The sequence below is a fragment of the Microbacterium sp. NPDC058342 genome (assembly GCF_042723935.1).
Classification (GTDB): Bacteria; Actinomycetota; Actinomycetes; order Actinomycetales; family Microbacteriaceae; genus Microbacterium.
Genome location: NZ_JBHXID010000001.1, coordinates 162,764 through 186,750 on the forward strand (window position 1 = coordinate 162,764; position 23,987 = coordinate 186,750).

The window sequence follows — 23,987 nt, forward strand, 5'->3', positions numbered from 1 at the left end:
AAGGTACACCCCATGAAAAAGACGAGTCCCACCACCAAGTGGGCGATGCTGAGCCTGTCGTACCTGGTTCTGATCGCCTGCTTCATCCCGTACATCGGCTGGACGCCGAGTCTGCTGAACATCTCGGAGGAGCTTTCGCTCAGCGCGAGCGAAGCCGGTCTTCTCGGCTCGATCACCGCTCTGGTCGGAGGGCTTGTCCTGCCCTTCGCCGGCGTCATCGGCGACCGGATCGGCATCAAGAAGATCATTCTCATCGGCCTGGTCGCGGCGATCATCGGCCAGTTCATCTTCGCCCTGGCGCCCGACTACGGCATCCTCCTGGTCGGCCGCGCCATCAGCGGGCTCGGCGTGGGTCTTCTGTTCGTGGGTCCCTACACGATGGCCGTCAACTGGTTCGAGAGGGAGCGCAAGAACGGTGTCGCGCTCGGAATCATGTTCACAACCGATGGAATCGGTTCGGTCTTCGCGCTCTATCTCTTCGCGATCGTGCTCGTCGCGTTCGGCTGGCGTACCGGCTCGAACATCGGCGGTGTGTTCCTCGTCCTCGTGCTCATCGTCGCCGCGATCTTCCTCAAGGACGTCCCGGCCCAGCCCGCCACCGCGGCCGCCCAGGACGAGGACACCTCGGGTCGTTCCACAGCGAGCTGGCTGTTCAGCCGCAACGTGCTCGTGGCTGCCGCGTTCTTCATCGGTGAGTGGGGCATCTTCGCCGTCGTCGCGGTGTGGATGCCGACGATCCTGATCGAGGATGCCGGATGGTCGACCACCGCGGCCGGCTTCTTCTCGTCGTGCTACGTGCTCGCGGGAGTGGTGACGTCGATCATCTTCGGCCTCATCTCCGACAATCTCGGCAAGCGCAAGAATCTGATCCTGCTCGCAGGTCTCGCCATGACTCTCTTCATGGGAGCCCTGACCGTCAGCATCGCGGCTGACAACTATGTTTTCGCCGCGATCAGCCTGCCGCTGGTCGGACTCGGCGTGTACACCGGCATGCCACTCGCGCTGGCCCTGGCGAGCGAGTCGGTTCCTGTGCGCATGGCGGGCGCGGTCAACGGCTTCGTGCTCGGTATCGGCTTCATCGTCGGAGGCTTCGTCTATCCCTATGTGATGGGGCTCGTGAAGGACTCCACGGGCGACTACGCACTCGGGTTCGTCGGCATGGCCGTGGCGACCGCGATCCTGAATCTCGGCTGCGCCCTCTTCGCGAAGGACCAGCGGCGTACACCGGCGACGCCGGCACCCGTCTCGTAGCCGTCGCTGCCCGGGGCCGGGAGCTTCCCGCCGCTCCTGCGTCCCGGGTGATCGGTGCCGTTCTGCCGCGACTCCGAATCCGGGTCGCAGTTGGTCTCGTTCTACGGGGAATCCTGACCTCCGGGTCGCAGTTGGTCCCGCTTTCCGGCGTCTATTCCGGGACGAAGTGCGACCTGGACGACTGGCGGGGCGGGTTTCCGGGACGAAGTGCGACCTGGGCGACCCGGTCGCGTGGTGGCAGCTGTCATGGGGTGATGCCGTTGGAAGGGCGCCGCTCGGGTCGCCTACATTCAGGGAATCCGGGTCGCAGTTGGACTCGTTATGCGGGGGATCCTGACGCCTGGGTCGCAGTTGGTCCCGCTTTCCGGCGTCTATTCCGGGACGAAGTGCGACCTGGGCGACGTGGGCAGCGCGCGGGGGCGGACGCCGGAACCCAACGTCGGCGGGCGGATGCCGGAACCCAGCGCGCGCGGGCGGATGCCGGAACCATCCGCGTGCGCGAACTCCTGGGCGACCCGACGCCGCGGGATCAGAGCCCGCGCGAGCCCGCGGCCTGCGCGAAGATCAGGCTCGTGCTCGTGGATGCCACTTCGGGCTGAAGGCTCAGCGTGTCCGACACGAGCTCGCGCAGCGCACCGGCGTCCGGAACCGCGACATGGACGAGGAAGTCCCGGTCGCCGGCGAGGAAGTACACGCGCTGCGTGGCGGGCAGGTCCTCGAGGTATGCCTGGAAGCGCCGCAGATCGCCCCGGGCATGCGCGTGCAGGCGGATGGCGATGAGCGCTTCGAGGTTGAGACCGATGGCGGCGGGGGAGATCTCCGCGTGGAAGCCCACGATGACGCCGTTCGCCTGCAGCGCGCGTACCCGCTTGAGGCACGTCGATTCGGCGATTCCCGCACGCGCGGCGAGCTCGCTGTTCGAGATGCGGCCGTTGCGACTCAACTCCGAGAGCAGGGTGCGGTCGAGGGCGTCCAGACCGGCATCCGCCGATGCGCTGCGTCGGCCTGTCGAAGAATCGGATGCCGGCATGCTCACTTCCTCACGTCGAGTGCAGAATCCACGGCTCAGCCCCACACTTTAGCGGGATTCCCTCCCCCCGCGGCCTACCCGTACGCGAGATCTGCATAATCGTGGGGGAGAGGGGCCCGCGGCGGCCCGGTGTTTCAAGGAGGAAGCAATGACGCGCACGATCGTCGTCGGCGCCGGAATGGTCGGTCTCGCCACGGCATGGCATCTGCAGGAGCGCGGTGTCGAGGTCACGGTCATCGACCGGGTGGGGATCGCCGCCGGTTCGTCGTGGGGCAACGCCGGCTGGCTGACGCCGGGCAAGACGATCCCGCTCGCCGACACCGGCCTGTGGACCTACGGGCCGAAGGCGCTGCTCGACCCGGATGCCGCGCTGCACGTGCCCTTCCGCGTCGATGCCGGGCTGTGGTCGTTCCTCGCCCGGTTCGCCGCGCACGGGACGAACCGCGCGTGGGACCGCACCATGGCATCCCTCACTCCGATCGACAAGATGGCGCTGGAGTGCTTCGACGAGATGCTCGACGGCGGTGTGGACTCCTGGACCCGCGAGGGTCCCTTCGTCATCGGCTTCAAGGACAAGGACCACGCGAAGGGCTTTCTACACGAGATCGAGGGCGTGATCCGCCACGGCCAGGACGTGCCGTTCGAGCCGCTCGAGAACCCGCGCGAGCTCGCGCCGGTGCTGTCGGATGCCGTCACGCACGCGTACCGGCTCGACGGGCAGCGCTTCTTCGAGCCCGCGCCGTTCATGGAGGCACTCGGCGCGGCGGTCGTCGCTCGCGGCGCGGAGCTGGTCACCGGCGCCGAGGTCACCGACGTCTCGTCGGCCAGGCGACCGGTCGTGGCGCTGGCGAACGGCGAACGGCGCGAGGCCGACTCCGTCGTCATCGCCACCGGGGCGTGGATGCCGGCGCTGGCTCGCCGCCTCGGCGTGCGCACCCGGGTGCAGGCCGGCCGCGGCTACTCCTTCACCGTCGAGACCGGCCAGCCGCAGAAGCATCCGGTGTACCTGCCCTACCAGCGGATCGCGTGCACCCCCTACCAGGGCCGCTTCCGCATCGCGGGAACCATGGAGTTCCGCCGACCGGACGAGCCGTTCCAGGCTCGCCGCGTCCAGGCGATCATCGCCCAGGCGCGCGAGCTGTTCCAGGGCATCGATCTCGACGATCGCCAGGACGAGTGGGTCGGATCGCGTCCGGTCACGCCCGACGGGCTGCCGCTGGTCGGTGCGACGCGAGCGCCGAACGTGTACGTGGCGGGCGGTCACGGCATGTGGGGCATCGTGCTCGGCCCCGCGACCGGCAAGCTGCTCGCCGAGCAGATCGTCACGGGTCGCGTCGATCCCGCGATCGAGCCCTTCGACCCGCTGCGCTGACGGTCGTCCCGCCCGAGGTCACACGCGCTCGCCGATGCGCTTCCGGCTCCGCGGGCATCCGCCCCGAGGCCGTGCATCCGCGGCCCCCGGGCGGGAACCGCGGCGACGGCACCGGGTCAGCCGCGGACGACGGGCTGCTGCAGCTCGGTGACCCAGTCGGCCTGGTCTTCCGAGACCGCGCGCACGTACAGTTCGCGGCAGGGGCCGGAGGGCACGAAGCCGCGTGCGAGCATCTCGGCGTGCAGCGCATGCCAGGTGTCGCGGATGCCCGACATCGCGCCGAGGTGGATGCCGCACACCGAGCTCTCCACGGCCGGCAGCTCCACGATCTCGACGCCGTCGATCGGCTCACCGGCGTATGCGTAGCCGACCGTCAGGTGCATCCCGTCGTCGGTGAGAAGGTACTCGGCGATGGGGATGTCGAGCAGCCCGCACGCATCGGGAAGGGCGGCCTCGACGGCGTCGAACATCGGCCCGACGTGCAGCCCGATCTCCTCCACGGGGACGGTGGCCGTGCGGGCCGCGAGGCGCACGGCGGGCAGGGACTTCTCGACGAACTCGGCGGATGACATGCGATTCTCGCTTTCGATGAGGTGGAGGCGCCTCTCGACGTCGACGAGTCGCTCGGCCGCGATCCGGTGCTCGCGCTCGACCTCGGCCCGGCGGGAGCGCAGCATCTCGGCGATGCGGTCGGCGTCGATCCCCTCATCGAGGATGGTGCCGACGTGCTCCAGCCCGAAGCCCAGCTGGCGCAGCGCGACGATCCGGTGCAGCCGTTCCAGCTGCGAGGGGTCGTAGGAGCGGTATCCGTTGAACTCGTCCACGTGCGCGGGCACGAGCAGGCCGGCGGTGTCCCAGTGCCGAAGCATGCGGTGGGTCACCTGGCCGATCTGCGCGAACGCTCCGATGGACAGCATGGTTCCGTTCTCCCGTCTGACACCGTGTCAGGGTCAAGTGCGGGTCAAGTCTCGCGCATGGTGCGCTCAGGAGACGGATGCCGGGAGCGGCACGTGCTCGAACCGCCGGGCGTGCGCGGCCCATCCGGCTTCGGCGGGGAGCAGACGCAGGTGGCGGCTGGTCACAGCGAGAAGGGCCGCGATCGCGCAGAGTCCGACGCCGATCAGGATGGTGCCGCTGCGGTCGAGCCAGCTCAGCCCGAAGCCCGCGATGAGCGGTGCGAGCGGCATCGCCCCCATGCCGAACACGCCCGACGCGCTCGATGCCCGTCCCATCAGGGCGCTCGGGGTGGCCACCATGAAGTAACCGCCCATCGCGGCATTCACCGGAGCCAGCATCAGGTTCGGCAGGGTCATCACGAGTACGATCCACAGCGGATCGCGCACGAACACGGTCGCGGCCGAGCCCAGCGCGAGGGCCACCAGGCCGATCATCATGAGCGATCCGGCGCCGACACGGCTGACGATCGGAGAGGCGAGCAGGGCGCCGGCGAGCATGGTCACGCCCATCCCGGCGCTCATCCAGCCGATCACCGCCGGGGAGTGTCCGTCCTGCTGCAGCGAGTAGACGATCGTGGTCATCACGGTGTTGATGCCGAGGTTGATGATCGTCAGGATCAGCAGCACGCCGCGGAGGTCGGGTCGCGAGAACAGCCACGCGAACCCCTCCCGCACCTCGCGGAGGGCGTTCGGCCTCGTGGCGCGGACCGCGGCATCCGTGGCCGGCGGGCTGCCGGAGGGTGCGACGCCGGCATCCGCATCCGCACCGGCAACGGCATCCGCACCGGCGCCGGGCGCATCGCTGCGCGCGGCGGCGCCGGGCAGCCGCGGGATCAGCCAGGCCGTCACGGCCGACAGCAGGTGGCAGAGCGCCATCACGGCGCCGACGAGCCAGCCGCCGACGACGAGCAGAGCCCCGCCCAGCGGGCCGCCGACGAGCAGCATCGCGGCATCCCGGGCCTGGTTCGCCGCCATCGCGCGGCCCATGGTGTCGGCGGAGACGATGTCCTTCAGCGCGGCCTCGCCGGCTGTGTCGAAAAGGCCGGTGCGGACGGCGAGCAGGGCGTCGATCACCAGCAGGCTGCCGAAGGTCAGTGCGTCGCCGGCGGCGAGCAGGGTGAAGGCGCCGGCGAGCACGACGCCGATGACCGCGCCGAGCAGCATGAGCGTGATGCGCCGATGCCGGTCGGCGAGCACACCGCCGACCAGGGTGAGGGTGACGCGCAGCGCGACGCCCACGCCGCCGATGATTCCCGCCTGCGCCGGGTCGTTCGTGACGAACAGCGCGATCAGGGGAATGGCGAAGCCGAACAGCGTGGCCGCCAGGCCCTTGCTCGTGTCGCTCACGAGCCAGGTGACGTACTGCAGATTGCGCCACAACGAGGTCATGCGGATCAATCTAGGCTCGCAACCAAAGTTGCGCAAGTTAAATCGCGCAACTAATTCTGGATATGATTCGGTTATGCCTGAGCAGGACGACCCTCCCCAGCGGACGATGACGACCGCCATGCTCAAGGCGTTCGCCAACCCGCTCCGCCGCGACATGATGCGGGTGTTCGCCCGGCGGGAGTTCATCCGGGCGGCGGACATCGCCGAAGAGCTCGGCGAACCCGCCAACAAGATCAGTTTCCACCTGCGGGTGATGGCCGACGCCGGCCTGATCGTCGAGGCGCCGGAGAAGGCGCGGGACGGCAGAGACCGGGTCTGGACGCCCATCCGCGAGGCCCTGAGCGTCGGCACCCCCGACGACCCCGTGGCCGACGAGGCGCTCGGCAACGTCGTGATCGCCGCGCTCGCCGAAGACCACGACAAGCTCGTCCGCCGCATCGTTGCCTACTCGATCGAGGCGATGAGCGGGCGCGATCGCGGTATCGGCATCCACGGCACGCTCTCCGTGCACCACCTCCGGCTGACCGAGCAGGAGTTCACGGCGCTGCACACGGTGCTGAGTCGCACGATCGGTGAGGCCGAGGCCGCCCACGATCCCACCTCGCCGGATTCCCGGCTGTGGGAGATCGACATCGTCGCCGGCGACGAGACGATCTGAGCCTCGTCGGGCGGTGGATCGCCCCGAGAGGGCCTGAGGCGTCTCGTGCTCTCGCGCCCGGGTCGCAGTTCGTCCCGGATAGCGGCGCTGCTCCGCGCCCGGGTCGCAGTTCGTCCCGGAATGCGCGCCGCAGAGCGGGACCAAGTGCGACCTGGACAGCGGCGCGGCGCGCAGAGCGGGACCAAGTGCGACCCGGACAGGGGCGCGGCTCGGGCGGAGGGTGCCGTGCAGAGCCAGGGCGCCGACGACCCGCCGGGTGGGCGCCGGCTCCCGATCGCCTCACGTAGGGTGAGCGGGTGACCGGCTTCGACTACCACCGCCTGCGGCGGTTCCCCGACGTGGAGGCCGCGAACCTGCAGGCCTGGGATACCACCGATGAGCTTCTCGTCCGGCACGCGCTCGCGGCGGGCGCCCCTGACGGTGAGATCGCGGTGATCGGAGACGGGTACGGTGCGATCACGCTGGCCCTCGCGGATGCCGGGATCGCTGGCATCCGTGTGCACCAGGACCTGGTCACCGGGCGAGGGGCGCTGGCGAACAACGCCGCCGCGCTCGGCCTGAGCGGCTGGGCGGCGCACGAGCTCGATCGCGACCTGCTGGCCGGCGCACGCCTCGTGCTGCTGCAGCTGCCCAAGGCTCTGGCCGAGCTCGAAGAGGTCGCGGATGCGATCGCCCGATGGGCGGCGCCGGATGTCGTGCTGGTCGCGGGGGGACGGGTGAAGCACATGAGCCCGGCGCAGAACGAGGTGCTCGCCCGGTCCTTCGCGCAGGTGCAGCCGCAGCGCGGCGAGCGGAAATCGCGGCTCATCGTGGCATCCGGCGCCCGGCCGGTACCGCACGAGCCGCCGTTCCCGGTGCGGCAGACACATGACGGCCTCACGCTGTGCGCTTTCGGCGGCGCCTTCGCCGGCTCGCGGCTCGACATCGGCACCCGCGCGCTGCTCGACGCGATGCGCGGCCTGTCGCTGCCGGTCGCCGCCCCGCGCGTGGTCGATCTCGGATGCGGCACCGGCGCCCTCGCCGCATCGTTCGCGCTGCGCAATCCCGATGCGACGGTCGTGGCGACCGACCGCTCCGCCGCCGCGGTCCGCTCAGCGCAGGCCACGATGGCCGCCAACGGCCTCGCCGGCCGCGTCGAGGTGACGCTCGACGACTCGGGGTCGCAGTTGCCGGACGGATCGGCGGACCTCGTCCTTCTGAATCCGCCCTTCCACCTCGGCGCGGGTGTGCACGAGGGTGCCGGGCGACGGCTCATCCGGGCGGCCGCACGACTGCTCAGGCCGGGCGGCGAGGTGTGGACGGTGTTCAATTCGCACCTCGACCATCGCCGCGCGCTGAGCCGCGACGTCGGCGCCACCGAGCAGGTCGCGCGCACGCCGAAGTTCACGGTGACGCGCAGCATCCGTCGCGCCTGAGCCCCGAAACCGGTCTGGAAGTTGCCAACGGTCAACTTCCGGCCGGTTCCTTAACCCCCGGTGAGAGCGTGAAACCGAGAGCGGGATTTGCCTCCGGATCAGCCATTCGTTAGCGTGGACAGGTGGTCGAGGGGCCACAAGACCAGTCCGCGACCGCGTCCTTCTTTCGACCCGAGCTGTATACGAAGAGGCGCGGGCGTACGGTCGTTGCTCTATCGCGGGAGATCCGATATCACCCGTCCGCGCCGCCACAGCATGATGTCGAAACGGCCGGGAGCATCACCCGGGCGTTACCGAAGCAGGCTCACCGAAACCCTGGAGACAGGTGAGCCCGCCGGGGGAAACGTGTCTGATATCGCTCTCGAAGCGCGCCATCTTTATAAGATCTTCGGCCGAAATCCGCAGCAGGCGGTCAAGCGCCTGAAGTCCGGTGAGACCCGCACCGATGTGCTGGATGCCGGCACCGCCGCCGTGATCGACGCGAGCTTCACCGTGAACCGCGGAGAGATCTTCGTGATCATGGGCCTGTCCGGATCCGGCAAATCCACCATCATCCGCATGCTCAACGGCCTGCACGACATCACCGACGGCGAGGTGATCATCGGAGGCGACGACATCGCCAAGGCGCCGCCCGCCGCGCTGCGCGAGATCCGCCGCGACCGCGTGTCGATGGTCTTCCAGCACTTCGCACTGCTGCCGCACCGCACGGTCGCGGCCAATGTCGCGTACCCGCTCGAGCTGAAGGGCGTCGCCAAGGCCGAGCGGCTGAAGAAGGCCGAGGAGATCCTCGCGCTGGTGGGCCTGGAGGGCTGGGGCGACAAGCTGCCCAGCGAGCTCTCGGGCGGCATGCAGCAGCGCGTCGGCATCGCCCGAGCGCTCGCCGCCGACACCGACGTCCTGCTGATGGACGAGGCGTTCAGTGCTCTGGACCCGCTGATCCGCCGTGAGATGCAGGAGCAGCTCGTCGAACTGCAGGCAAAGCTGCAGAAGACCATCGTGTTCATCACGCACGACCTCAACGAGGCCATGTTCCTCGGCGACCGCATCGCCGTGATGCGCGACGGACGCATCGTGCAGATCGGCACGCCCGAGGACATCCTCACCGATCCCGCCAACGACTACGTCGAGCAGTTCGTGCAGGACGTCGACCGCGCCCGCGTGCTCACCGCCGCGAACGTCATGGAGCGCCCGCGCCCCGTCGTCGCGGACACGGCGGGGCCGCGCACGGCGCTGCGTCAGATGCGGGATGCCTACATGTCGGCGACCTACGTGGTCGGCCGCGATCGTCAGCTGATCGGCATCGTCACCGATCGCGACGCTGTCAAGCTCGTGCGCAAGGGGGAGACGTCGCTGGTGTCGATCCTCAAGCCCGTGCCGCAGGCGGTGAACGAGGACGAGGTGCTGATGAACCTGTTCATCCCCTCGGTCGAGTCGCCGCTGCCGCTCGCCGTGACGGATGCCGAGGGGCGCCTCACCGGTGTCATCCCGCGTGTCACCCTGCTCGCCGCGCTGGGCCCCGGGCCCGGGGCGACCGGCGAGCTCACCCTGCCGCTGAACCCGATGCCGCAGGCCGTTATCGACGAGGTGCTGGCTGAGGCGCAGGATGCGGTCGAGACCGCATCGTCCGCATCCGCCGTCGTCACCCCGTCGACCGACTCCGCAGAGGAGGCGCATTGATGGATGGATTCCGTATTCCGCTCGGAGACTGGGTCGAGACCGGCCTGAACTGGCTGCTCGACAACCTGGAGGGTCTGTTCACCTTCGTCTCCACTGTGATCGGCGCGCTCGTCGACGGGCTGTCGGCGGCACTGATCGAGACGCCGTTCCCGGTCACGATCGCCGTCTTCGCCCTGATCGCCTGGCTGCTGCGCTCCTGGAAGCTGGCGGTGGGCACGATCCTGTCGTTCGTGTTCATCCTGGCGCTCGATCTGTGGACGCCCGCCATGCAGACGATGGCGCTGGTCATCGTCGCCGCGGTCATCGCCGTGCTGATCGCCGTGCCGCTGGGCATCTGGTCGGCACGCAACGACCGGGTGCGTGCGACGCTCAAGCCGGTGCTCGACTTCATGCAGACCATGCCGGCGTTCGTCTACCTGATCCCCGCGATCATGTTCTTCGGCATCGGCGTGGTCCCCGGCGTCGTCGCGACCGTCATCTTCGCGCTGCCCCCGGGCGTGCGACTGACCGAGCTCGGCATCCGCGGAGTGGACAGCGAGACGGTCGAGGCCGGACACGCCTTCGGCGCGACCCCGGGTCAGATCCTGCGCGGCGTGCAGCTGCCGCTGGCGCTGCCCACCATCATGGCGGGCATCAACCAGCTGATCATGCTGGCTCTGTCGATGGCCGTGATCGCCGGTATGGCCGGCGCCGACGGGCTCGGAAAGCTCGTCGTGCAGGGCATCTCGTCGATGGACATCCCGATGGGCGTCGAGGCGGGCCTCGGCATCGTGCTCATCGCCGTCTTCCTCGACCGCTGCACCGCAGCCCTCGCGCAGCCCTCGCCGTCGTCGCTGCTCGGCCTGCTCGAGCGCCGTCGGCAGGACCGTCGCCGTCAGGCCGCGGGCGCCGCTTCCGCAGCATCCGCTGAAGCGACGGAACTCGTCACGGCGGGTCCGCGTCGCGCTCCGATCGCATCACCCTAGCTTCACCCGCACCGAATCCCATACATAACGCACGAGTCATGCATCACGAAAGGCAATACACATGAAGAAGCGTCACCTCACCAGCATCCTCGCGATGACCGCCATCGCCTCCGTGGCCCTGGCCGGCTGCGCGAGCGGCGACTCGGACACCCCGGGCGACAAGCCCGCCGACGGCGGCGACGCCAAGGGCACGATCACGCTCGGCTTCCTCCCCGGCTGGACCGACGGACTGAGCACCGCGTACCTGCTGGAGGACCAGCTGGAGAAGCTGGGCTACACGGTCGAGATGAACACTCTCACCGAGGCGGGCCCGCTCTACACCGGCCTCGCCAAGGGCGACGTCGACATCTATCCGTCGGCCTGGCCCGAGCTCACCCACAAGTCGTACATGGACAAGTTCGGCGACGACATCGAGGACCTCGGAAAGTACTACGACAACGCCAAGCTCACGATCGCGGTGCCCGAGTACACCGACATCGACTCGATCGAAGACCTCAAGGGCAAGGCCGACATGTTCGACGGCAAGATCTTCGGCATCGAGCCGGGCGCCGGTCTCACCAAGCAGACGCAGGAGCACATGCTGCCCGAGTACGGCTTGGGCGGCGAGTACGAGCTCGTCACGTCGTCGACGGCGGCGATGCTCACCGAGCTCGAGAAGGCCACGAAGAAGGAAGAGGACATCGTCGTCACGCTGTGGCGTCCCTTCTGGGCCAACGACGCCTACCCGGTGAAGGACCTGGAGGACCCGAAGGGCGCCATGGGCGAGCCGGAGGGCCTGCACTTCCTGGGCACCAAGGGCTTCAGCGACGAGAACGCCGAAGCGGCCGAGTGGATCTCGAAGATCACGCTGGACGACGAGCAGTACGGTGCCCTCGAGGGCCTCGTCACGTCGGACGAGTACAAGGACAAGTCGGCTGAGGCCGTCGACGCCTGGATCGAGGAGTACGGCGACCAGATCGACTGGCTGCAGAAGTAACCCTTCTCCTCACTCGTCGGGGCCCCTCTGGACGACCGGAGGGGGCCCGACCCGTGTCGTGGCGACCGCCCCGCTGTCAACCACCCTCCCCTCCCCGGCGGCAGGGCCTAGCCTGTCGTCATGGACGGGTTCGCCGCCATCGACTTCGGCTTCGCCCGCGAGGTCCTGCAGCGGGGCATCGCGGCGCTGTACCTGGTCGCGTTCCTGTCGAGCCTGAACCAGTTCCGTCCGCTGCTCGGCGAGCGCGGCCTGCTGCCCGCGCCGGACCTGCTGGCCTGGGTCGCGGCGTCGAAGGCTCGAAGGCGGATGCTGCGCCCCACCCTCTTCACGCGCATCCGCTACACGGATCGGCGCCTGGCGGCCCTGTGCTGGGCGGGCATGCTCGTCGCGGCGCTGCTCGTCGCGGGCCTCCCGCAGCTGGCGCCGCCGTGGGTGCCGATGGTGTGCTTCCTGCTGCTGTGGGGCGGGTACATGTCGATCTCGAGCATCGGGCAGACCTTCTACGGCTTCGGCTGGGAGATGCTGCTGCTCGAGGCGGGGTTCCTCGCGGCATTCCTCGGGTCGGGCGACCAGCCGCCGCCCACCGTCGTGATCGTGCTGTTCTGGTGGCTGCTGTTCCGCCTCGAGTTCGGCGCCGGGATGATCAAGATCCGCGGCGGACGGGAATGGCGCGACCTCACGGCGCTGATGTACCACCACGAGACGCAGCCGATGCCCGGACCGCTCAGCCGGCAGGCGCATCTGCTGCCGACATGGTTCCACCGGGTGGAGGTGCTCGGAAACCACGTCGCTCAGCTGATCGTGCCCTTCCTGCTCTTCGTCCCGCTGCTCACGCTGCTGCGCCCGTGGGCGCCCGGTTTCGTGGCGGGGTCCTGGCCGATCGTGGTCGGCGCGGTCGCCGCCGTGATCGTGATCCTCACCCAGCTGTGGCTGGTCGTGACGGGCAACTTCGCCTGGTTGAACTGGGCGACGGTCGTGCTCGCGTTCTCGGCGCTGGGCCTGCCGGGCACGGGCGACGCCGGCCGGCAGGCGGGCATCCCGCTGTCCTGGATCGTCGTGACCTCGGCCATCGGAATCCTGTACGTCGTGCTCAGCGGGCCCGCTCTGCGCAACCTCTTCGCGCGTCGGCAGCTGATGAACGCGAGCTTCAACCGCTGGCAGCTCGCGAACGCCTACGGCGCCTTCGGCACGGTCACGAAGGAGCGCATCGAGTTCATCGTGGAGGGCACGTCGGACGCCGATCCGGATGCCGCCCGGTGGCGCGAGTACGAGTTCAAGGGCAAGCCTGGCGACGTGCGCCGGCTGCCGCGCCAGTTCGCGCCCTACCACCTGCGACTGGACTGGCTGATGTGGTTCCTGCCCCTCGGTCGTTCGCTGGAGGACTGGTTCGCCGTATTCCTGGTGCGGCTGCTCGACGCCGATCCGCCGGTGCTGCGGATGCTGCGCCGCGACCCGTTCGAGGGTGCACGGCCGACCTGGGTGCGCGTCGTCTCGTATCGGTACCGGTTCGCGACGCGCGCCGAGCATCGGGCATCCGGCGCCGTCTGGGTGCGCGACCGGCGCCGCGTCGTCGTGCCTCCGATCGGCCGGTGACCCGCCCCGCCCGACGTCAGAGCAGCACGGGATGGCCCGAGGCGAGCGACGCGTACGCGGCATCCACCAGCAGGACGGCGGCCACGCCGTCTGCCGGCGTCACCCGGGCATCGCGGCCGGTGCGGATCGCGTCGAGGAAGTCGGCCAGCTGCGTGCGGTACGGATCGACGGCGGATGCCGAGGGCAGCCCGGCCTCGCCGGCGCCCACGACCTCATCGGTGTCGACCGACAGCTCGCCGCCCGCGCCGACGATGGATGCCGTGGAGCGGAAGGGGGTGCCGGGGTCGGACCAGTCCGCGCGCACGTGGCTGATGGCGCCGTTCGTGTGCGTCAGCGAGACGTGCGCCGAGACCGGCGGCTCGACCGCGCCGGCGACCGCGGGCGGATCCTGCGTCGCCGAGACCTCGCGCACGGGCCCGGCCAGCCACAGCGCCTGGTCGAGGTCGTGGATCATCAGGTCTCGGATGAGGCCGCCGCCGGCATCCTCCGCGTAGAACCATGCCACGGCGGGAGCCTCGACCGTGCGCCGAAAGGTCAGCTCCAGGGGGTCGCCGACGCTCGCCCGCTGCTCGTGCAGCCGGTGGTACCCCTCGAAGTAGCGCACCACGTGCGCGGGGAACAGACGCACGCCGGCGGCGGCTGCGGCATCCGCCACCAGCTGCGCGTCTGCGGCCGTCACGGCGAGGGGCTTCTCGCAGACCACATGCCTGCCGCGGGCGAATGCGGCGAGCGCGATGTCGGGATGCGTGGGCGTGGGGCTGACGATGTCGACGATCCCCGACATCTCGATGAGCTCGTCGAGCGAGTCGACGACGCGGATGCCGTGGCGCGCGGCCAGGGCATCCGCACCCGTTCGTCTCAGGATGGCGACCTCGGCGCCGAGCGCCAGCCAGCCCTCGATGTGCGGCGGGGCGATCCCGCCCGCGCCGACGATCCCGATCCGCGGTGTGTCGTCCATGTCCCGAGCCTACGTCTCTCCTTCCGTGCCGAGACCCCCCTCTGCCGCCGAGACCCCGCCTGGCACGCGCCTGCAGAAGGGGGCACGACGGGGTCTCGGCGTGCAGGTCAGGGCACGTCAGGGTCGGGGGAGGCGGACAGCTCGCCGGCCACCTGCTTCTCGAGCACCTGCACCGCGTCGTCCGAGAGCACGATCAGGCCGTCGAGCTCGTCGCGCACGCGCTTGTAGGCGACCTGCCGCTCGGCCTGCGTGGCCGACTCGTCGAGGGCGACCTTGAGCATGTGCTGCGCGCGATCGAGGCGCTTGCGCTCCTCTTCCGAGAACGACGAGTCGCGCAGGCGGCGGGCGTCGCGCTCGGCGACCTCGAACGCCACGGCGTAGGCGCCGACGGCGTCGAGATACTCCGAGACCTGCTGCTCGCCGACCTTCGCATCCGCCGATGCCGGCCGCAGCGCATCCGCGGTGCGCTTGGCGCGCAGGAACGCCGCGGTGAGCGGCTGACGGCCGTCGCTCATGGCCGGGAACGCGATGAGCTTGGCGACGTCGAGCTCGTAGTCGAGCCAGCGCGCGGTGATCTCGTCGTGGTCCTTGAACAGCCGCTCGAGCAGGTCGTGCGGCGAGACGGATGCCGGCTGCGCGGCCGGAACGGCGGCGGCGCCTCTGCGTCCGCCGCCTGCTCGCGCCTCGAGCTCGGCGGTCTTGAGCTGGGTCTTCAGCCGCAGGGTCTCCAGACGGCGCTCATGGCGGCGTCTGGCGGAGCGCTCCCACGACTTCGAGATCCCGCCCGCGATCCCGCTGAGCATTCCGAACGCGACGAACCCGAGCCACCAGTGCTCGCCGATCCACGGCCAGAAGTCATTCATGATGTGCCCAGCCTAATCAGCGTGCGCCCCACCGTCGGCTCCGATTCGAGTGCGTGGACCCCACCGTCTCATCCTTTCGGCTGACGCCGGGTTCACTCCCCTTCGCGATGACGCGGATCTCGGCGTCCGGTGGAGTGGATGTCATGGCAGAAATCCGCATGCGGCGTCCCCTCTCCGACCGATTGACCTCCCGTCGAGGGGCCTGGATCTCGCTCGGCCTCGTCGTCCTGATCCTGGTGATCCTGTTCGGCGTGTTCGGGGCGGCGAAGGCGCCCGAGGGCAGTGCCCAGGCGCCCGCGGGGGCGGAGTCGACCCGCGCCGGCGAGCTGCTGGCGAAGTTCCCGAACGCCGATCGCCAGTCCGTGCTCGTGGTGGCCTCGCGTGACGACGGCGCGGCGCTGACGAAGGGCCAGCTCGACGAGCTGACCGCGCTGCTTCCCCTGCTCGACGGGCATGCGGACGCCGACGCCACCGGCCCGCTGGCCAGCGAAGACGGCGAAGCGGCCGTGCTCGTCACGCCGATCAGGACAGGCGGGACCAACGCGGCGACGGCCGAGGTGATCGACGAGCTGCGCACGGATCTCGCCGGGCACGTGCCCGCCGAGATGAGCATGCAGGTGACCGGCGGACCGGCGTTCGCCGCCGATGTCGCCTCGTCCTTCGAGGGGGCCGACTTCACGCTGCTGCTCGTGACGATCCTCATCGTCGCCGTGCTGCTGATCATCACCTACCGCTCGCCGGTGCTGTGGCTGATCCCGCTGGTCGTGGTCGCGCTCGCCGACGGCCTGGCGGGGAGGATGACCGCGGCGGCGGGGGCGCTGTGGGGACTGCAGTTCGACGCGGGCATCATCAGCGTGCTGGTGTTCGGCGCCGGCACGAACTACGCGCTGCTGCTGATCTCGCGGTATCGCGAGGAGCTGCAGGCCGCCGACGACCATCGCCGCGCGCTGAGCACGGCCTGGCGCGCGACCGCCCCGGCGATCGTCGCCTCGAACGCCACGGTCGTACTCGCCCTGCTCACCCTGGTGCTCGCGGTGATCCCGGGTACGCACGGCCTGGGCGTCTCCTCGGCCATCGGACTGCTGATCTCCCTGGCATCCGTGCTGTTCCTGCTGCCGCCGGTGCTGGCCGTCTGCGGTCGTGCGGTGTTCTGGCCGTTCGTGCCGCGCCCCGGCGATGCGCGCCGGCATGGGCGCGGCTGGCGTCGCATCGCCTCGGCGGTCGCCCGTCGGCCGGTGGCGAGCCTGCTCGCCGGCGCCGCCCTGCTGGTCGTCATGACGGCCGGCCTGCTCGGCACCTCCGTCGGCCTGGATCAGCTGGAGAAGTTCCGCGTGCCGTCCGAGTCCGCCGCGGGGCTGCAGACGCTCTCCGCGCACTTCCCCGCGGGCGAAGCGCAGCCGATTCTCATCGTCTCCCGCAGCGCGCAGGCCGAGGACGTCGTCTCCGCCGCAGCGGACCTCGAGGGGGTGGTGCGCGCCCACCCCGTCGGCGAGAGCGCCGACGGGGCGTTGACGAAGATCATGGTCACCAGCGAGTACGCGCCGAGCACACCGGCAAGCCTCGAGCAGATCGCCGCGCTGCGTGATGTCGTGCACGCCGTGCCGGATGCGGACGCCGTGGTCGGCGGCGCGGTCGCGACCGACCTCGACGCGCGCGAGGGGAACCAGCGCGACCTGCTGCTCATCGCACCGCTGGTGCTCGCCGTCAGCCTGCTCGTGCTGCTCGCGCTGCTGCGCTCGATCGTGGCGCCGGTGCTGCTGCTGCTCGTCAACCTCGCCAGCGCGGTCGCCGCGATCGGCGCGGGAGCGTGGCTGAGCCGGATGCTGCTCGGCCAGCACGCCCTCGATCTGCAGGTGCCGCTGCTCGCCTTCCTCTTCCTGGTGGCGCTGGGAATCGACTACACGATCTTCCTCGTGCACCGCGCACGGGCCGAGGCGGGCACCCGGGGTACGCGGGACGGCATGGTCGAGGCGATCGCGCACACCGGGGGTGTGATCACCAGTGCCGGCATCGTGCTGGCCGCCGTCTTCGCGGCGCTCGGTGTGCTCCCCCTGGTCACGCTCGGGCAGCTCGGGCTGATCGTGGGGGTGGGAGTGCTCGTCGACACTCTCGTCGTGCGCACCGTGATCGTGCCGGCGATCTTCGCCCTCCTGGGCGACCCCATCTGGTGGCCGGGCAGGGTGCGAGCGCGGCGGGGAGAATGGACGCATGAACGTCGTGAACGCGCCGCTGACGCGCGCTGACCGGCAGGGCCCGCAACGGTCCCTTCCCGTCGTGCGGGCCATGGAGACGGGGCAGCACGTCATCGCCGGGGTGCTCAGCGCGATCGGAGTGATCCGCGCGCTCGGCGACGGCACACCGGTCGTCGCGGCGCTCATCGCGGGAATCGCCGTGCTCGCCTGGCATTCGGCAGGCGCGCTCCTGTCGAGGACCGGCTCGCGGCGATGGGCCAGCTGGTGGCTGGTCGGCTTCGCGGCGATCTGGTTCGGCGCGGTGGCGGTGTCGGCCGAGTTCGTCTGGGTCGCCTTCCTGCTCTGGCTTCTCGCCGGCCATCTGCTCCCCGTGCCGTGGGGACTGCTCTTCTCGGCCGTGGTGCTCGCCGTCGTGGTCGTCGCGCCGATCCTGCATCACGGCGCCACGAGCTACGCGAACGTGTTCGGGCCTCTCATCGGCGGGGTGTTCGCCTACGGGATCTCCCGCGGGTACCTGCAGCTGCTGCGCGACGCGGCCGAGCGCGAGCGACTGGTCGACTCGCTCACCAGGGCCCAGCAGGAGATGGCCGAGCTGCAGGACGAGCTCGCGCTCGCGCAGCGCCGGTCCGGCGCCGCCGCCGAGCGCATGCGCATCTCACGCGACATCCACGACACCATCGCGCAGGCGCTCTCCTCCATCCGTCTGCTCGCCCACGCCGGAGCGGGACGCAGCGCGGATGCCGAAGCCGCGCGCGCCCTCACGCAGGTCGAGGCGCTCGCCGGCGACAGCCTCGCCGATGTGCGCCGCATCGTCGCCGCGCTGGTCCCGGCCGAGCTGGAGGAGGATGCACTGGCTGCCGCGCTCCGCCGCATGCTCGACCGCGCCCGCGATGAGGCCGGGCTGCAGGTGGAGCTGCATGTCGACGACTCGCTTCCGCTGCTGACCACCGAGGTCGAGGTGGCCCTGCTGCGCACCGCGCAGTCGGCCCTGGCCAACGTGCGCCTGCATGCGGACGCCGATCGCGTGGTGATGAGCCTGATCGACGACGACCGGCTCGTGCGGCTGGACATCATCGACGACGGCCACGGCTTCGACGCCGGCGCGTGGGAGCGCGGTGGCCGCGCCTGGCCGGGCAGCCACGGGTTGCGCTTCATGCGTGCGCGGCTGCGCGAGCTCGGCGGCGGACTCGATGTCGAGAGCGCGCCGGGTGAGGGGACGGCCATCTCGGTCCACGTCCCCATTCGGCCGGGAGACGGTCGGCCGCGGAACGCCCGGCCGGGCGACGCCGATCCGATCGGAGAGGAGAAGCGATGAGCGTCACCGTTCTGATCGTCGACGATCATCCCGTCGTCCGCAGCGGACTGCGAGCCGTGCTCGACGCTGACGACGTGCAGGTCGTCGGCGAGGCGGCGACCGGCGAGGAGGCGATCGTGCTGGCCGGGGAACGGCATCCCGACGTCGTGCTCTGCGACCTGCGCCTGGGTGAGGGGATGGACGGCATCCGCACCACGGCGGCGCTGCGCGCCCTCGATCCCCCACCCGCGGTGCTCATCCTCACGACCTTCGACCGAGACGCCGAGATCCGCGGCGCCGTCGAGGCGGGCGCGTCGGGCTACCTGCTCAAGGAGGTGGCCCCGGAGAGGATCGTCGAGGGCATCCGCCGGGCAGCGCGGGGCGAGCTGGTGCTCGCCCCGGAACTGGCCGCCCGGCTGCTGGAGGGCCTGCGCAGTCCGCTGCCGCGGCTGACCGACCGTGAGGCGGAGGTGCTCCGACTGCTCGCGACCGGCGCGGCGAACCGCGAGATCGCCCGCGCGCTGTTCGTGACCGAGGCGACGGTGAAGAGCCATCTCGCCCACATCTTCACCAAGCTGGGCGTCGACAGCCGGTCGCGCGCGATCCATGTCGCCCGCGAGGCCGGCCTGCTCTGACGGGCCGCATCCGCGCGGCCGATGCCGCGGGGGTCAGCGACCGAGCTGAACCTGCGCGCGCAGGTGGGGAAGAACCCGGTCGCGCTCGGATTCGGGCTGCAGGCCCAGCGTCTCGGCGACGCCCAGGGCGAGCACCGCGTGACCGGCGGCACCGGGGTGGAAGGGATCGTTGAGCAGTCCCCAGGCCATGCCGCCCGGGCGCCCGGCGCCCAGCTCGCCGAAGCGCGCGAACTGGTCGACGAGAAGGGTCCTCTCGGCCTCTGCGACATCGCGCACGGCCTGCGCGAACTCGGCGATGCGGGCCCGCTCGGGGGCGTTCAGCACGTCGATGGTCGGCTGCGTCTGCAGCACGGGGATCGCACCGATCTCGCGCACGCGGCGCACGAAGTCGGTCACGGATGCCCCGAACGCGGCCGGTTCGATCGTGGGGAACGCGCCCGCCGTCGAGCAGTCGTTCGTGCCGATCATCAGGGTCACGATGTGCGGGCGCCAGGTGGCGACGCGGCGGTCGAAGTCCTTCAGCAGCTGGGCGACCCGCCAGCCGCTGATCGCGGTGTCGACCAGCACGTCCTGCACGCGGGCCATGTCGCCGCGAATGAGTTCGTGCAGGTGCTCGGCATAGGTGCGCGCTCCCTGGGTGTGGATGAGCCCGTGCGTGATCGAGTCGCCCGTGAGCACCCAGTTCAGCGGGGTGCCCTCGGCGAGCAGTGCGTGAAGGCGGGCGAGGTCATCGGTCATGTCGGATCCTCTTTCCGGGATGCGGTCGTCTGAGGGCGTGGCTCGATCGGCGGCACCGGCATGCCGGCGACCGCGTGGATGTGCGGGCCCAGCCGGTCGAAGGCCAGCACCAGCGCGCCGTGCGCTGCTGCGGCTGCGCCGAGGCGGGCCTCGGTCACCGACAGCGGGAACGGCATGCCGATGCTGCGGTCGAGGGCGCTGCGCAGCGGAGAGATCAGCTCGTCGTGCGCCTCGGAGAGGCCTCCGCCGATGACGATCATCGACGGGTCGACGGTCATCGTCAGGAGGGCGATGCCCTGGGCCAGCTCGTCGATGAAGGTCCTCAGCTCGGCCACGGCCTGCGCATCTCCGGCCCTCGCGCGGGAGAACACCTGGGCACCGCTCGGGGCGGATCTCCAGCGCAGCTCGCCCGTGGCATCGGTCAATTCGCGGAACGCGAGCCGGCCGATGTCTCCGGCCGCGTGGTGGATGCCGCGGCGGGGGACGCCGCCGAGGATGAGCCCCATCGCGATGCGGTTGCCGACGGAGACGTAGAGGAGGTCGTCGACGTGCTGCGCGGCTCCGAGATGATGCTCGGCGACGGCCGCGAGGCGCACGCCGTTGTCGACCGACACGGGGCATCCGAGAGCGTCGCGAAGACGCGCGCCGATGTCGATCCCCGACCACTCCGGGATGACCACGGAGGCGATCACGCGTCCCGCGTCGTCGACGATGCCGGGCAGGGATGCGCCGACCGCCCGTGCGGGCGGAAGCCCGTCGAGAGCGGCGCGGATGTGCTCGATCACGGCCGAGAGCTGCGCCGCTCCGTCGGTCTGACCGGTGATGCCCGGGTGGGTCTCGTGGCGCACGACGCGTCCGGCGAGGTCGCAGACGAGCACGCGCACGGTCGCGGCTCCGATGTCGACGCCGACGACCGAGGCGGAGGCCGCAGCGAACTCGTATCGGCGTGCTGGACGTCCGGCTCCGGTGGCGGGTGCGATACCGCCGGCGATCATGCCCGAGGTCTCGAGGATCGACAGAGCCTTCTCCACCGACGTGCGCGATACGGCGAGGGAGCGCGTGAGGTCGGTGATCGTCGCCGGCCCGGCATCGCGCAGTGTCGTGGCGACGCGGGCCGCGATCGAGGGGCTCTCCGGCATGCCCGGCTCCTTCCTCGACTCCGTCCCGGCGCGTCCAGCCTACTGAGCCGGCGCTTTGACACTCGTCGAACGCGGAAGGCGCCGGCGATTCATTCCCTGCGGGAACAGGTGGCTTGACCAATTATCCCACCCGGGTGTCATAATAGCCACGACGATGTGGCCCGTGACCGGCGGACCGGAAAGGACGCGGAAGACCCATGAATCCCTTCACCTCTGAGGCCGAGCTCGAAGAGGCGCTCGCGACACCGAGCGCCGGCCTGATCGAAGACTTCGAGAAGGGGGCGGGCGACCTGGTGATCCTGGGAGCCGGCGGCAAGATGGGGCCGACCCTGGCCATGCTCGCCCGCCGTGCGCTCGACGCCGCCGGGAGGCGGCAGGACGCGGTGCACGCCGTGTCGCGCTTCGGCGATGCCGAGGTGCGCACGCGCCTGGAAAGCGCCGGCGTGAACGTCATCCCGTTCGACCTGATCGAGAACGACGACTTCTCCGAGCTTCCCGACGCACCGAACGTCGTCTTCATGGTCGGTGCGAAGTTCGGCGCCGCGACCGCACCGTCCTGGGCGTGGGAGGTCAACGCCGCCCTGCCCGACCGCGTCGCACGCCGGTACCGCGACAGCGCCATCGCCGTGATGTCGACGGGCAACGTCTATCCGTTCGTCTCCCCGGCATCCGGTGGCGCCTCCGAGGACGTCGCCCCGTCGCCGATCGGCGAGTACGCCCAGTCGTGCCTGGGGCGGGAGCGGGTGTTCGAGTTCGGAGCGCAGCAGCGCGGCACCCGGGTGTCGATCGTCCGGCTGAACTACGCCATCGACCTCCGCTACGGGGTGCTCGCCGACATCGCCAGCGCGGTGCACGCCGGCCACCCGGTGTCGGTGGCGACAGCCAACGTGAACGTGGTGTGGCAGGGCTACGCCAACGAGGTGGTGCTGCGCAGCCTCTCGCACGCCTCGGCCGACGTGTTCACCGTGAACCTCACGGGACCCGAGACGCTCAGCGTCGCATCGCTCGCGCAGCGATTCGGCGAGCTGTTCGACCGCGATGTGGAGCTGATCGACGACCCGCAGCCGACGGCGCTGCTGAACGACTCGCGACGCTGCATGGCCCTGTTCGGCTACCCGGCGATCAGCGCTGAGACCCTGATCAACTTGCAGGCCGCGTGGCTCGCCGCCGGTCTGCCGATGTCGGCCAAACCCACGAAGTGGGCCGTGCGGGACGGGAAGTTCTGATGGGCGTCCCGCAGCTGCGCCCGCAGGCCGCGCGCACCCTCGCGCGAGGCACGGTGATTCCGGCGCATCCGCTCGCTCTCACCGCCGAACGACGGCTCGATGAGCGCCGCCAGCGCGCGCTCACCCGGTATTACCTCGCTGCCGGGGCCGGCGGCGTCGCGGTCGGCGTGCACACGACCCAGTTCGAGATCCGGGAGCCGCAGCACGCGCTCTTCGAGCCGGTGCTGGCGCTCGCCGCGGAGGAGCTGGATGCGCACGGCGACCCGGATGTCGTGCGCATCGCGGGTGTCGCCGGCGACACCGCGCAGGCCGTCGCCGAGGCCGAGCTGGCGCGCTCCCTCGGGTACGACGCCGTGCTGGTCAGTCCGCGGGTGCCCGGCGCCGACCTCCCCGCGCTGCTCGAGCGCGCGCGGGCGGTCGGGGACGTGCTCCCCGTGATCGGCTTCTACCTTCAGACGGCGATCGGAGGTCCGGTGCTCGACCGCGACTTCTGGAGGGAGTTCGCCTCGATCCCTTCGGTGGTCGCCGTCAAGGCCGCACCGTTCGATCGTTACCGAACCCTCGAGCTGGTCCGCGGAGTCGCCCAGTCCGGCCGGGCCGCGGAGATCGCGCTCTACACCGGCAACGACGACGCCATCGTCTCCGACCTGATCTCGGAGTTCCATGTCGATTCGCCGGACGGGCCACGCACGCTGCGGTTCGTGGGCGGCCTGCTCGGGCAGTGGGCGGTGGGAACACGCGCCGCCGTCGGCATGCTCGATCGCGCGCAGCGCGCCGCGGCGGGCGATGCGGACGCCCGCGCGAGCCTGGTGCGCCAAGGCGCCGACCTCGTGGACCTGAACCAGGCCGTCTTCGATCCGGGCAACGACTTCCACGGTGTCATCGCCGGGGTTCACGAGATGCTCCGGCAGCAGGGTCTGCTCGAGGGCATCTGGTGCCTCGACCCCCGCGAGACCCTGTCGCCGGGCCAGGCCGACGAGATCTCCCGCGTGCGCAGAGCCTACCCAGAGCTCAATGACGACGACTTCATCGCACGGCACAGGGACGAATGGCTGAGATGAGCCGGTGATTCGTCCGAGGGCGACGGTTTCAGCCGGTCCCTCGGACTCCGTCGAGCGCGCGCTCCGCGATCGCGCTCGGCGCGAGCGCATCGACGTCGACGACGATCCCCGACTCATCGCCCTGGAGGGGCTCCAGCGTGTCGAACTGGGAGGCCAGCAGTGCGGGCGGCATGAAGTGCCCCTCGCGATCCGCCGCCCGCTCGAGCAGTATCGTGGCATCCGCATCCAGATGCACGAAGAACGCGTCGGGCGCCCGCCGGCGCAGCGCGTCGCGGTAGACGCGCCGGAGCGCCGAGCAGGCGACGACGGTTCCGGGAAGGAGAGCGGCGCCCACCCGGTCGAGCCAGGGCCACCTGTCGTCGTCGTCGAGCGGGATGCCGGCGCTCATCTTCGCGACGTTCGCCGCGCCGTGCAGGTCGTCCGCGTCGATGAAGCTCCCGCCCGACTGGCGGGCGATCTCGAGGCCGACCGTCGTCTTGCCGACGGCCGAGACGCCCATGATCACGATGGGTGGCAGCGGTGTGCTCATCGCTCCATCTTCGCGTGCCCGCGTCATCAGTCGTGAACGCTGCCGTCGGCGAGGCGGTTGTAGGGCAGCC

General features: G+C 70.5%; 21 protein-coding genes. 13 read left to right on the forward strand and 8 right to left on the reverse strand.

From position 1 onward, the window contains the following. Positions 1–12: 12 nt before the first annotated feature. The gene (locus ACFWHT_RS00755; RefSeq protein WP_378824533.1) at positions 13–1,251 is read left to right on the forward strand and encodes a nitrate/nitrite transporter; all 1,239 of its coding nucleotides are present in this window, start codon (positions 13–15) and stop codon (positions 1,249–1,251) included. Between the two features lie 529 nt (positions 1,252–1,780). Here the strand turns inward: ACFWHT_RS00755 and ACFWHT_RS00760 are convergent. After that, positions 1,781–2,281, reverse strand: coding sequence for an Lrp/AsnC family transcriptional regulator (locus ACFWHT_RS00760; protein WP_378824535.1), 501 nt, complete (start codon positions 2,279–2,281; stop codon positions 1,781–1,783). Positions 2,282–2,429: 148 nt separating this feature from the next. Between ACFWHT_RS00760 and ACFWHT_RS00765 the strand changes: the two genes are divergently transcribed. After that, positions 2,430–3,653: an NAD(P)/FAD-dependent oxidoreductase gene (locus ACFWHT_RS00765; protein WP_378824536.1), complete on the forward strand. Its 1,224-nt coding sequence runs from the start codon at positions 2,430–2,432 to the stop codon at positions 3,651–3,653. Between the two features lie 116 nt (positions 3,654–3,769). Here the strand turns inward: ACFWHT_RS00765 and ACFWHT_RS00770 are convergent, their stop codons facing one another. Then, complete coding sequence (locus ACFWHT_RS00770; RefSeq protein ID WP_378824538.1) at positions 3,770–4,570, reverse strand: MerR family transcriptional regulator; 801 nt, start codon at positions 4,568–4,570, stop codon at positions 3,770–3,772. 66 nt (positions 4,571–4,636) lie between these two features. Further along, the gene (locus ACFWHT_RS00775; protein WP_378824540.1) at positions 4,637–5,998 is read right to left on the reverse strand and encodes an MFS transporter; all 1,362 of its coding nucleotides are present in this window, start codon (positions 5,996–5,998) and stop codon (positions 4,637–4,639) included. Positions 5,999–6,071: 73 nt separating this feature from the next. Between ACFWHT_RS00775 and ACFWHT_RS00780 the strand changes: the two genes are divergently transcribed. The 6 genes from ACFWHT_RS00780 (at position 6,072) to ACFWHT_RS00805 (ending at position 13,282) form a co-directional block, all read left to right on the forward strand. Beyond that, on the forward strand, positions 6,072–6,656 hold the full coding sequence (locus tag ACFWHT_RS00780) for a helix-turn-helix domain-containing protein (protein WP_378824541.1): 585 nt from the start codon (positions 6,072–6,074) through the stop codon (positions 6,654–6,656). A 296-nt stretch (positions 6,657–6,952) separates the two neighbouring features. Then, complete coding sequence (locus tag ACFWHT_RS00785) at positions 6,953–8,071, forward strand: class I SAM-dependent methyltransferase (protein ID WP_378824543.1); 1,119 nt, start codon at positions 6,953–6,955, stop codon at positions 8,069–8,071. Positions 8,072–8,416: 345 nt separating this feature from the next. Continuing rightward, positions 8,417–9,748, forward strand: coding sequence for a glycine betaine/L-proline ABC transporter ATP-binding protein (locus tag ACFWHT_RS00790; protein ID WP_378824545.1), 1,332 nt, complete (start codon positions 8,417–8,419; stop codon positions 9,746–9,748). Then, a complete protein-coding gene (locus ACFWHT_RS00795; RefSeq protein WP_378824546.1) occupies positions 9,748–10,713 on the forward strand; it encodes an ABC transporter permease in 966 nt (321 codons plus the stop codon). The genes ACFWHT_RS00790 and ACFWHT_RS00795 overlap by 1 nt, the downstream gene beginning before the upstream one ends. A gap of 61 nt (positions 10,714–10,774) precedes the next feature. Then, a complete protein-coding gene (locus ACFWHT_RS00800) occupies positions 10,775–11,689 on the forward strand; it encodes a glycine betaine ABC transporter substrate-binding protein (RefSeq protein WP_378824548.1) in 915 nt (304 codons plus the stop codon). Between the two features lie 120 nt (positions 11,690–11,809). Beyond that, positions 11,810–13,282, forward strand: a complete 1,473-nt coding sequence (locus ACFWHT_RS00805; protein WP_378824550.1) for a lipase maturation factor family protein — start codon at positions 11,810–11,812, stop codon at positions 13,280–13,282. A gap of 16 nt (positions 13,283–13,298) precedes the next feature. Here ACFWHT_RS00805 and ACFWHT_RS00810 read toward each other — a convergent pair whose 3' ends face one another. After that, on the reverse strand, positions 13,299–14,240 hold the full coding sequence (locus tag ACFWHT_RS00810) for a Gfo/Idh/MocA family protein (protein ID WP_378824552.1): 942 nt from the start codon (positions 14,238–14,240) through the stop codon (positions 13,299–13,301). 107 nt (positions 14,241–14,347) lie between these two features. Continuing rightward, on the reverse strand, positions 14,348–15,103 hold the full coding sequence (locus ACFWHT_RS00815; RefSeq protein ID WP_378824555.1) for a hypothetical protein: 756 nt from the start codon (positions 15,101–15,103) through the stop codon (positions 14,348–14,350). 143 nt (positions 15,104–15,246) lie between these two features. Between ACFWHT_RS00815 and ACFWHT_RS00820 the strand changes: the two genes are divergently transcribed. From ACFWHT_RS00820 to ACFWHT_RS00830, 3 genes are read left to right on the forward strand one after another with little or no spacing between them, the layout of a single operon-like run. After that, on the forward strand, positions 15,247–17,346 hold the full coding sequence (locus ACFWHT_RS00820; protein WP_378824556.1) for an MMPL family transporter: 2,100 nt from the start codon (positions 15,247–15,249) through the stop codon (positions 17,344–17,346). Then, positions 17,312–18,610, forward strand: a complete 1,299-nt coding sequence (locus ACFWHT_RS00825) for a sensor histidine kinase (protein WP_378824557.1) — start codon at positions 17,312–17,314, stop codon at positions 18,608–18,610. The genes ACFWHT_RS00820 and ACFWHT_RS00825 overlap by 35 nt, the downstream gene beginning before the upstream one ends. Continuing rightward, on the forward strand, positions 18,607–19,224 hold the full coding sequence (locus ACFWHT_RS00830; protein ID WP_378824558.1) for a response regulator: 618 nt from the start codon (positions 18,607–18,609) through the stop codon (positions 19,222–19,224). The genes ACFWHT_RS00825 and ACFWHT_RS00830 overlap by 4 nt, the downstream gene beginning before the upstream one ends. Before the next feature lie 33 nt (positions 19,225–19,257). On the opposite strand, the gene ACFWHT_RS00835 is transcribed toward ACFWHT_RS00830, so the two are convergent. Together ACFWHT_RS00835 and ACFWHT_RS00840 are read right to left on the reverse strand one after the other, a co-directional pair. Next, a complete protein-coding gene (locus tag ACFWHT_RS00835; protein WP_378824559.1) occupies positions 19,258–19,962 on the reverse strand; it encodes an SGNH/GDSL hydrolase family protein in 705 nt (234 codons plus the stop codon). Then, positions 19,959–21,101: an ROK family protein gene (locus ACFWHT_RS00840; RefSeq protein WP_378824561.1), complete on the reverse strand. Its 1,143-nt coding sequence runs from the start codon at positions 21,099–21,101 to the stop codon at positions 19,959–19,961. The genes ACFWHT_RS00835 and ACFWHT_RS00840 overlap by 4 nt, the downstream gene beginning before the upstream one ends. A gap of 197 nt (positions 21,102–21,298) precedes the next feature. On the opposite strand from ACFWHT_RS00840, the gene ACFWHT_RS00845 reads away from it, so the two are divergent. Both ACFWHT_RS00845 and ACFWHT_RS00850 read left to right on the forward strand, forming a co-directional pair. Continuing rightward, complete coding sequence (locus ACFWHT_RS00845) at positions 21,299–22,327, forward strand: NAD-dependent epimerase/dehydratase family protein (protein WP_378824564.1); 1,029 nt, start codon at positions 21,299–21,301, stop codon at positions 22,325–22,327. Next, complete coding sequence (locus ACFWHT_RS00850; protein WP_378824566.1) at positions 22,327–23,388, forward strand: dihydrodipicolinate synthase family protein; 1,062 nt, start codon at positions 22,327–22,329, stop codon at positions 23,386–23,388. Before ACFWHT_RS00845 ends, ACFWHT_RS00850 begins: the two co-directional genes overlap by 1 nt. 28 nt (positions 23,389–23,416) lie before the next feature. Here ACFWHT_RS00850 and ACFWHT_RS00855 read toward each other — a convergent pair whose 3' ends face one another. Next, positions 23,417–23,917, reverse strand: coding sequence for a gluconokinase (locus ACFWHT_RS00855; RefSeq protein ID WP_378824568.1), 501 nt, complete (start codon positions 23,915–23,917; stop codon positions 23,417–23,419). Between the last annotated feature and the right edge of the window lie 70 nt (positions 23,918–23,987).

Coding starts and splice junctions, on each gene's coding strand:
- ACFWHT_RS00755 (WP_378824533.1), top strand. CDS start 13: ATGAAAAAGACGAGTCCCACCACCAAGTGGGCGATGCTGAGCCTGTCG.
- ACFWHT_RS00760 (WP_378824535.1), bottom strand. CDS start 2,281: ATGCCGGCATCCGATTCTTCGACAGGCCGACGCAGCGCATCGGCGGAT.
- ACFWHT_RS00765 (WP_378824536.1), top strand. CDS start 2,430: ATGACGCGCACGATCGTCGTCGGCGCCGGAATGGTCGGTCTCGCCACG.
- ACFWHT_RS00770 (WP_378824538.1), bottom strand. CDS start 4,570: ATGCTGTCCATCGGAGCGTTCGCGCAGATCGGCCAGGTGACCCACCGC.
- ACFWHT_RS00775 (WP_378824540.1), bottom strand. CDS start 5,998: ATGACCTCGTTGTGGCGCAATCTGCAGTACGTCACCTGGCTCGTGAGC.
- ACFWHT_RS00780 (WP_378824541.1), top strand. CDS start 6,072: ATGCCTGAGCAGGACGACCCTCCCCAGCGGACGATGACGACCGCCATG.
- ACFWHT_RS00795 (WP_378824546.1), top strand. CDS start 9,748: ATGGATGGATTCCGTATTCCGCTCGGAGACTGGGTCGAGACCGGCCTG.
- ACFWHT_RS00800 (WP_378824548.1), top strand. CDS start 10,775: ATGAAGAAGCGTCACCTCACCAGCATCCTCGCGATGACCGCCATCGCC.
- ACFWHT_RS00805 (WP_378824550.1), top strand. CDS start 11,810: ATGGACGGGTTCGCCGCCATCGACTTCGGCTTCGCCCGCGAGGTCCTG.
- ACFWHT_RS00810 (WP_378824552.1), bottom strand. CDS start 14,240: ATGGACGACACACCGCGGATCGGGATCGTCGGCGCGGGCGGGATCGCC.
- ACFWHT_RS00815 (WP_378824555.1), bottom strand. CDS start 15,103: ATGAATGACTTCTGGCCGTGGATCGGCGAGCACTGGTGGCTCGGGTTC.
- ACFWHT_RS00820 (WP_378824556.1), top strand. CDS start 15,247: ATGGCAGAAATCCGCATGCGGCGTCCCCTCTCCGACCGATTGACCTCC.
- ACFWHT_RS00825 (WP_378824557.1), top strand. CDS start 17,312: ATGAACGTCGTGAACGCGCCGCTGACGCGCGCTGACCGGCAGGGCCCG.
- ACFWHT_RS00830 (WP_378824558.1), top strand. CDS start 18,607: ATGAGCGTCACCGTTCTGATCGTCGACGATCATCCCGTCGTCCGCAGC.
- ACFWHT_RS00835 (WP_378824559.1), bottom strand. CDS start 19,962: ATGACCGATGACCTCGCCCGCCTTCACGCACTGCTCGCCGAGGGCACC.
- ACFWHT_RS00840 (WP_378824561.1), bottom strand. CDS start 21,101: ATGCCGGAGAGCCCCTCGATCGCGGCCCGCGTCGCCACGACACTGCGC.
- ACFWHT_RS00845 (WP_378824564.1), top strand. CDS start 21,299: ATGAATCCCTTCACCTCTGAGGCCGAGCTCGAAGAGGCGCTCGCGACA.
- ACFWHT_RS00850 (WP_378824566.1), top strand. CDS start 22,327: ATGGGCGTCCCGCAGCTGCGCCCGCAGGCCGCGCGCACCCTCGCGCGA.
- ACFWHT_RS00855 (WP_378824568.1), bottom strand. CDS start 23,917: ATGAGCACACCGCTGCCACCCATCGTGATCATGGGCGTCTCGGCCGTC.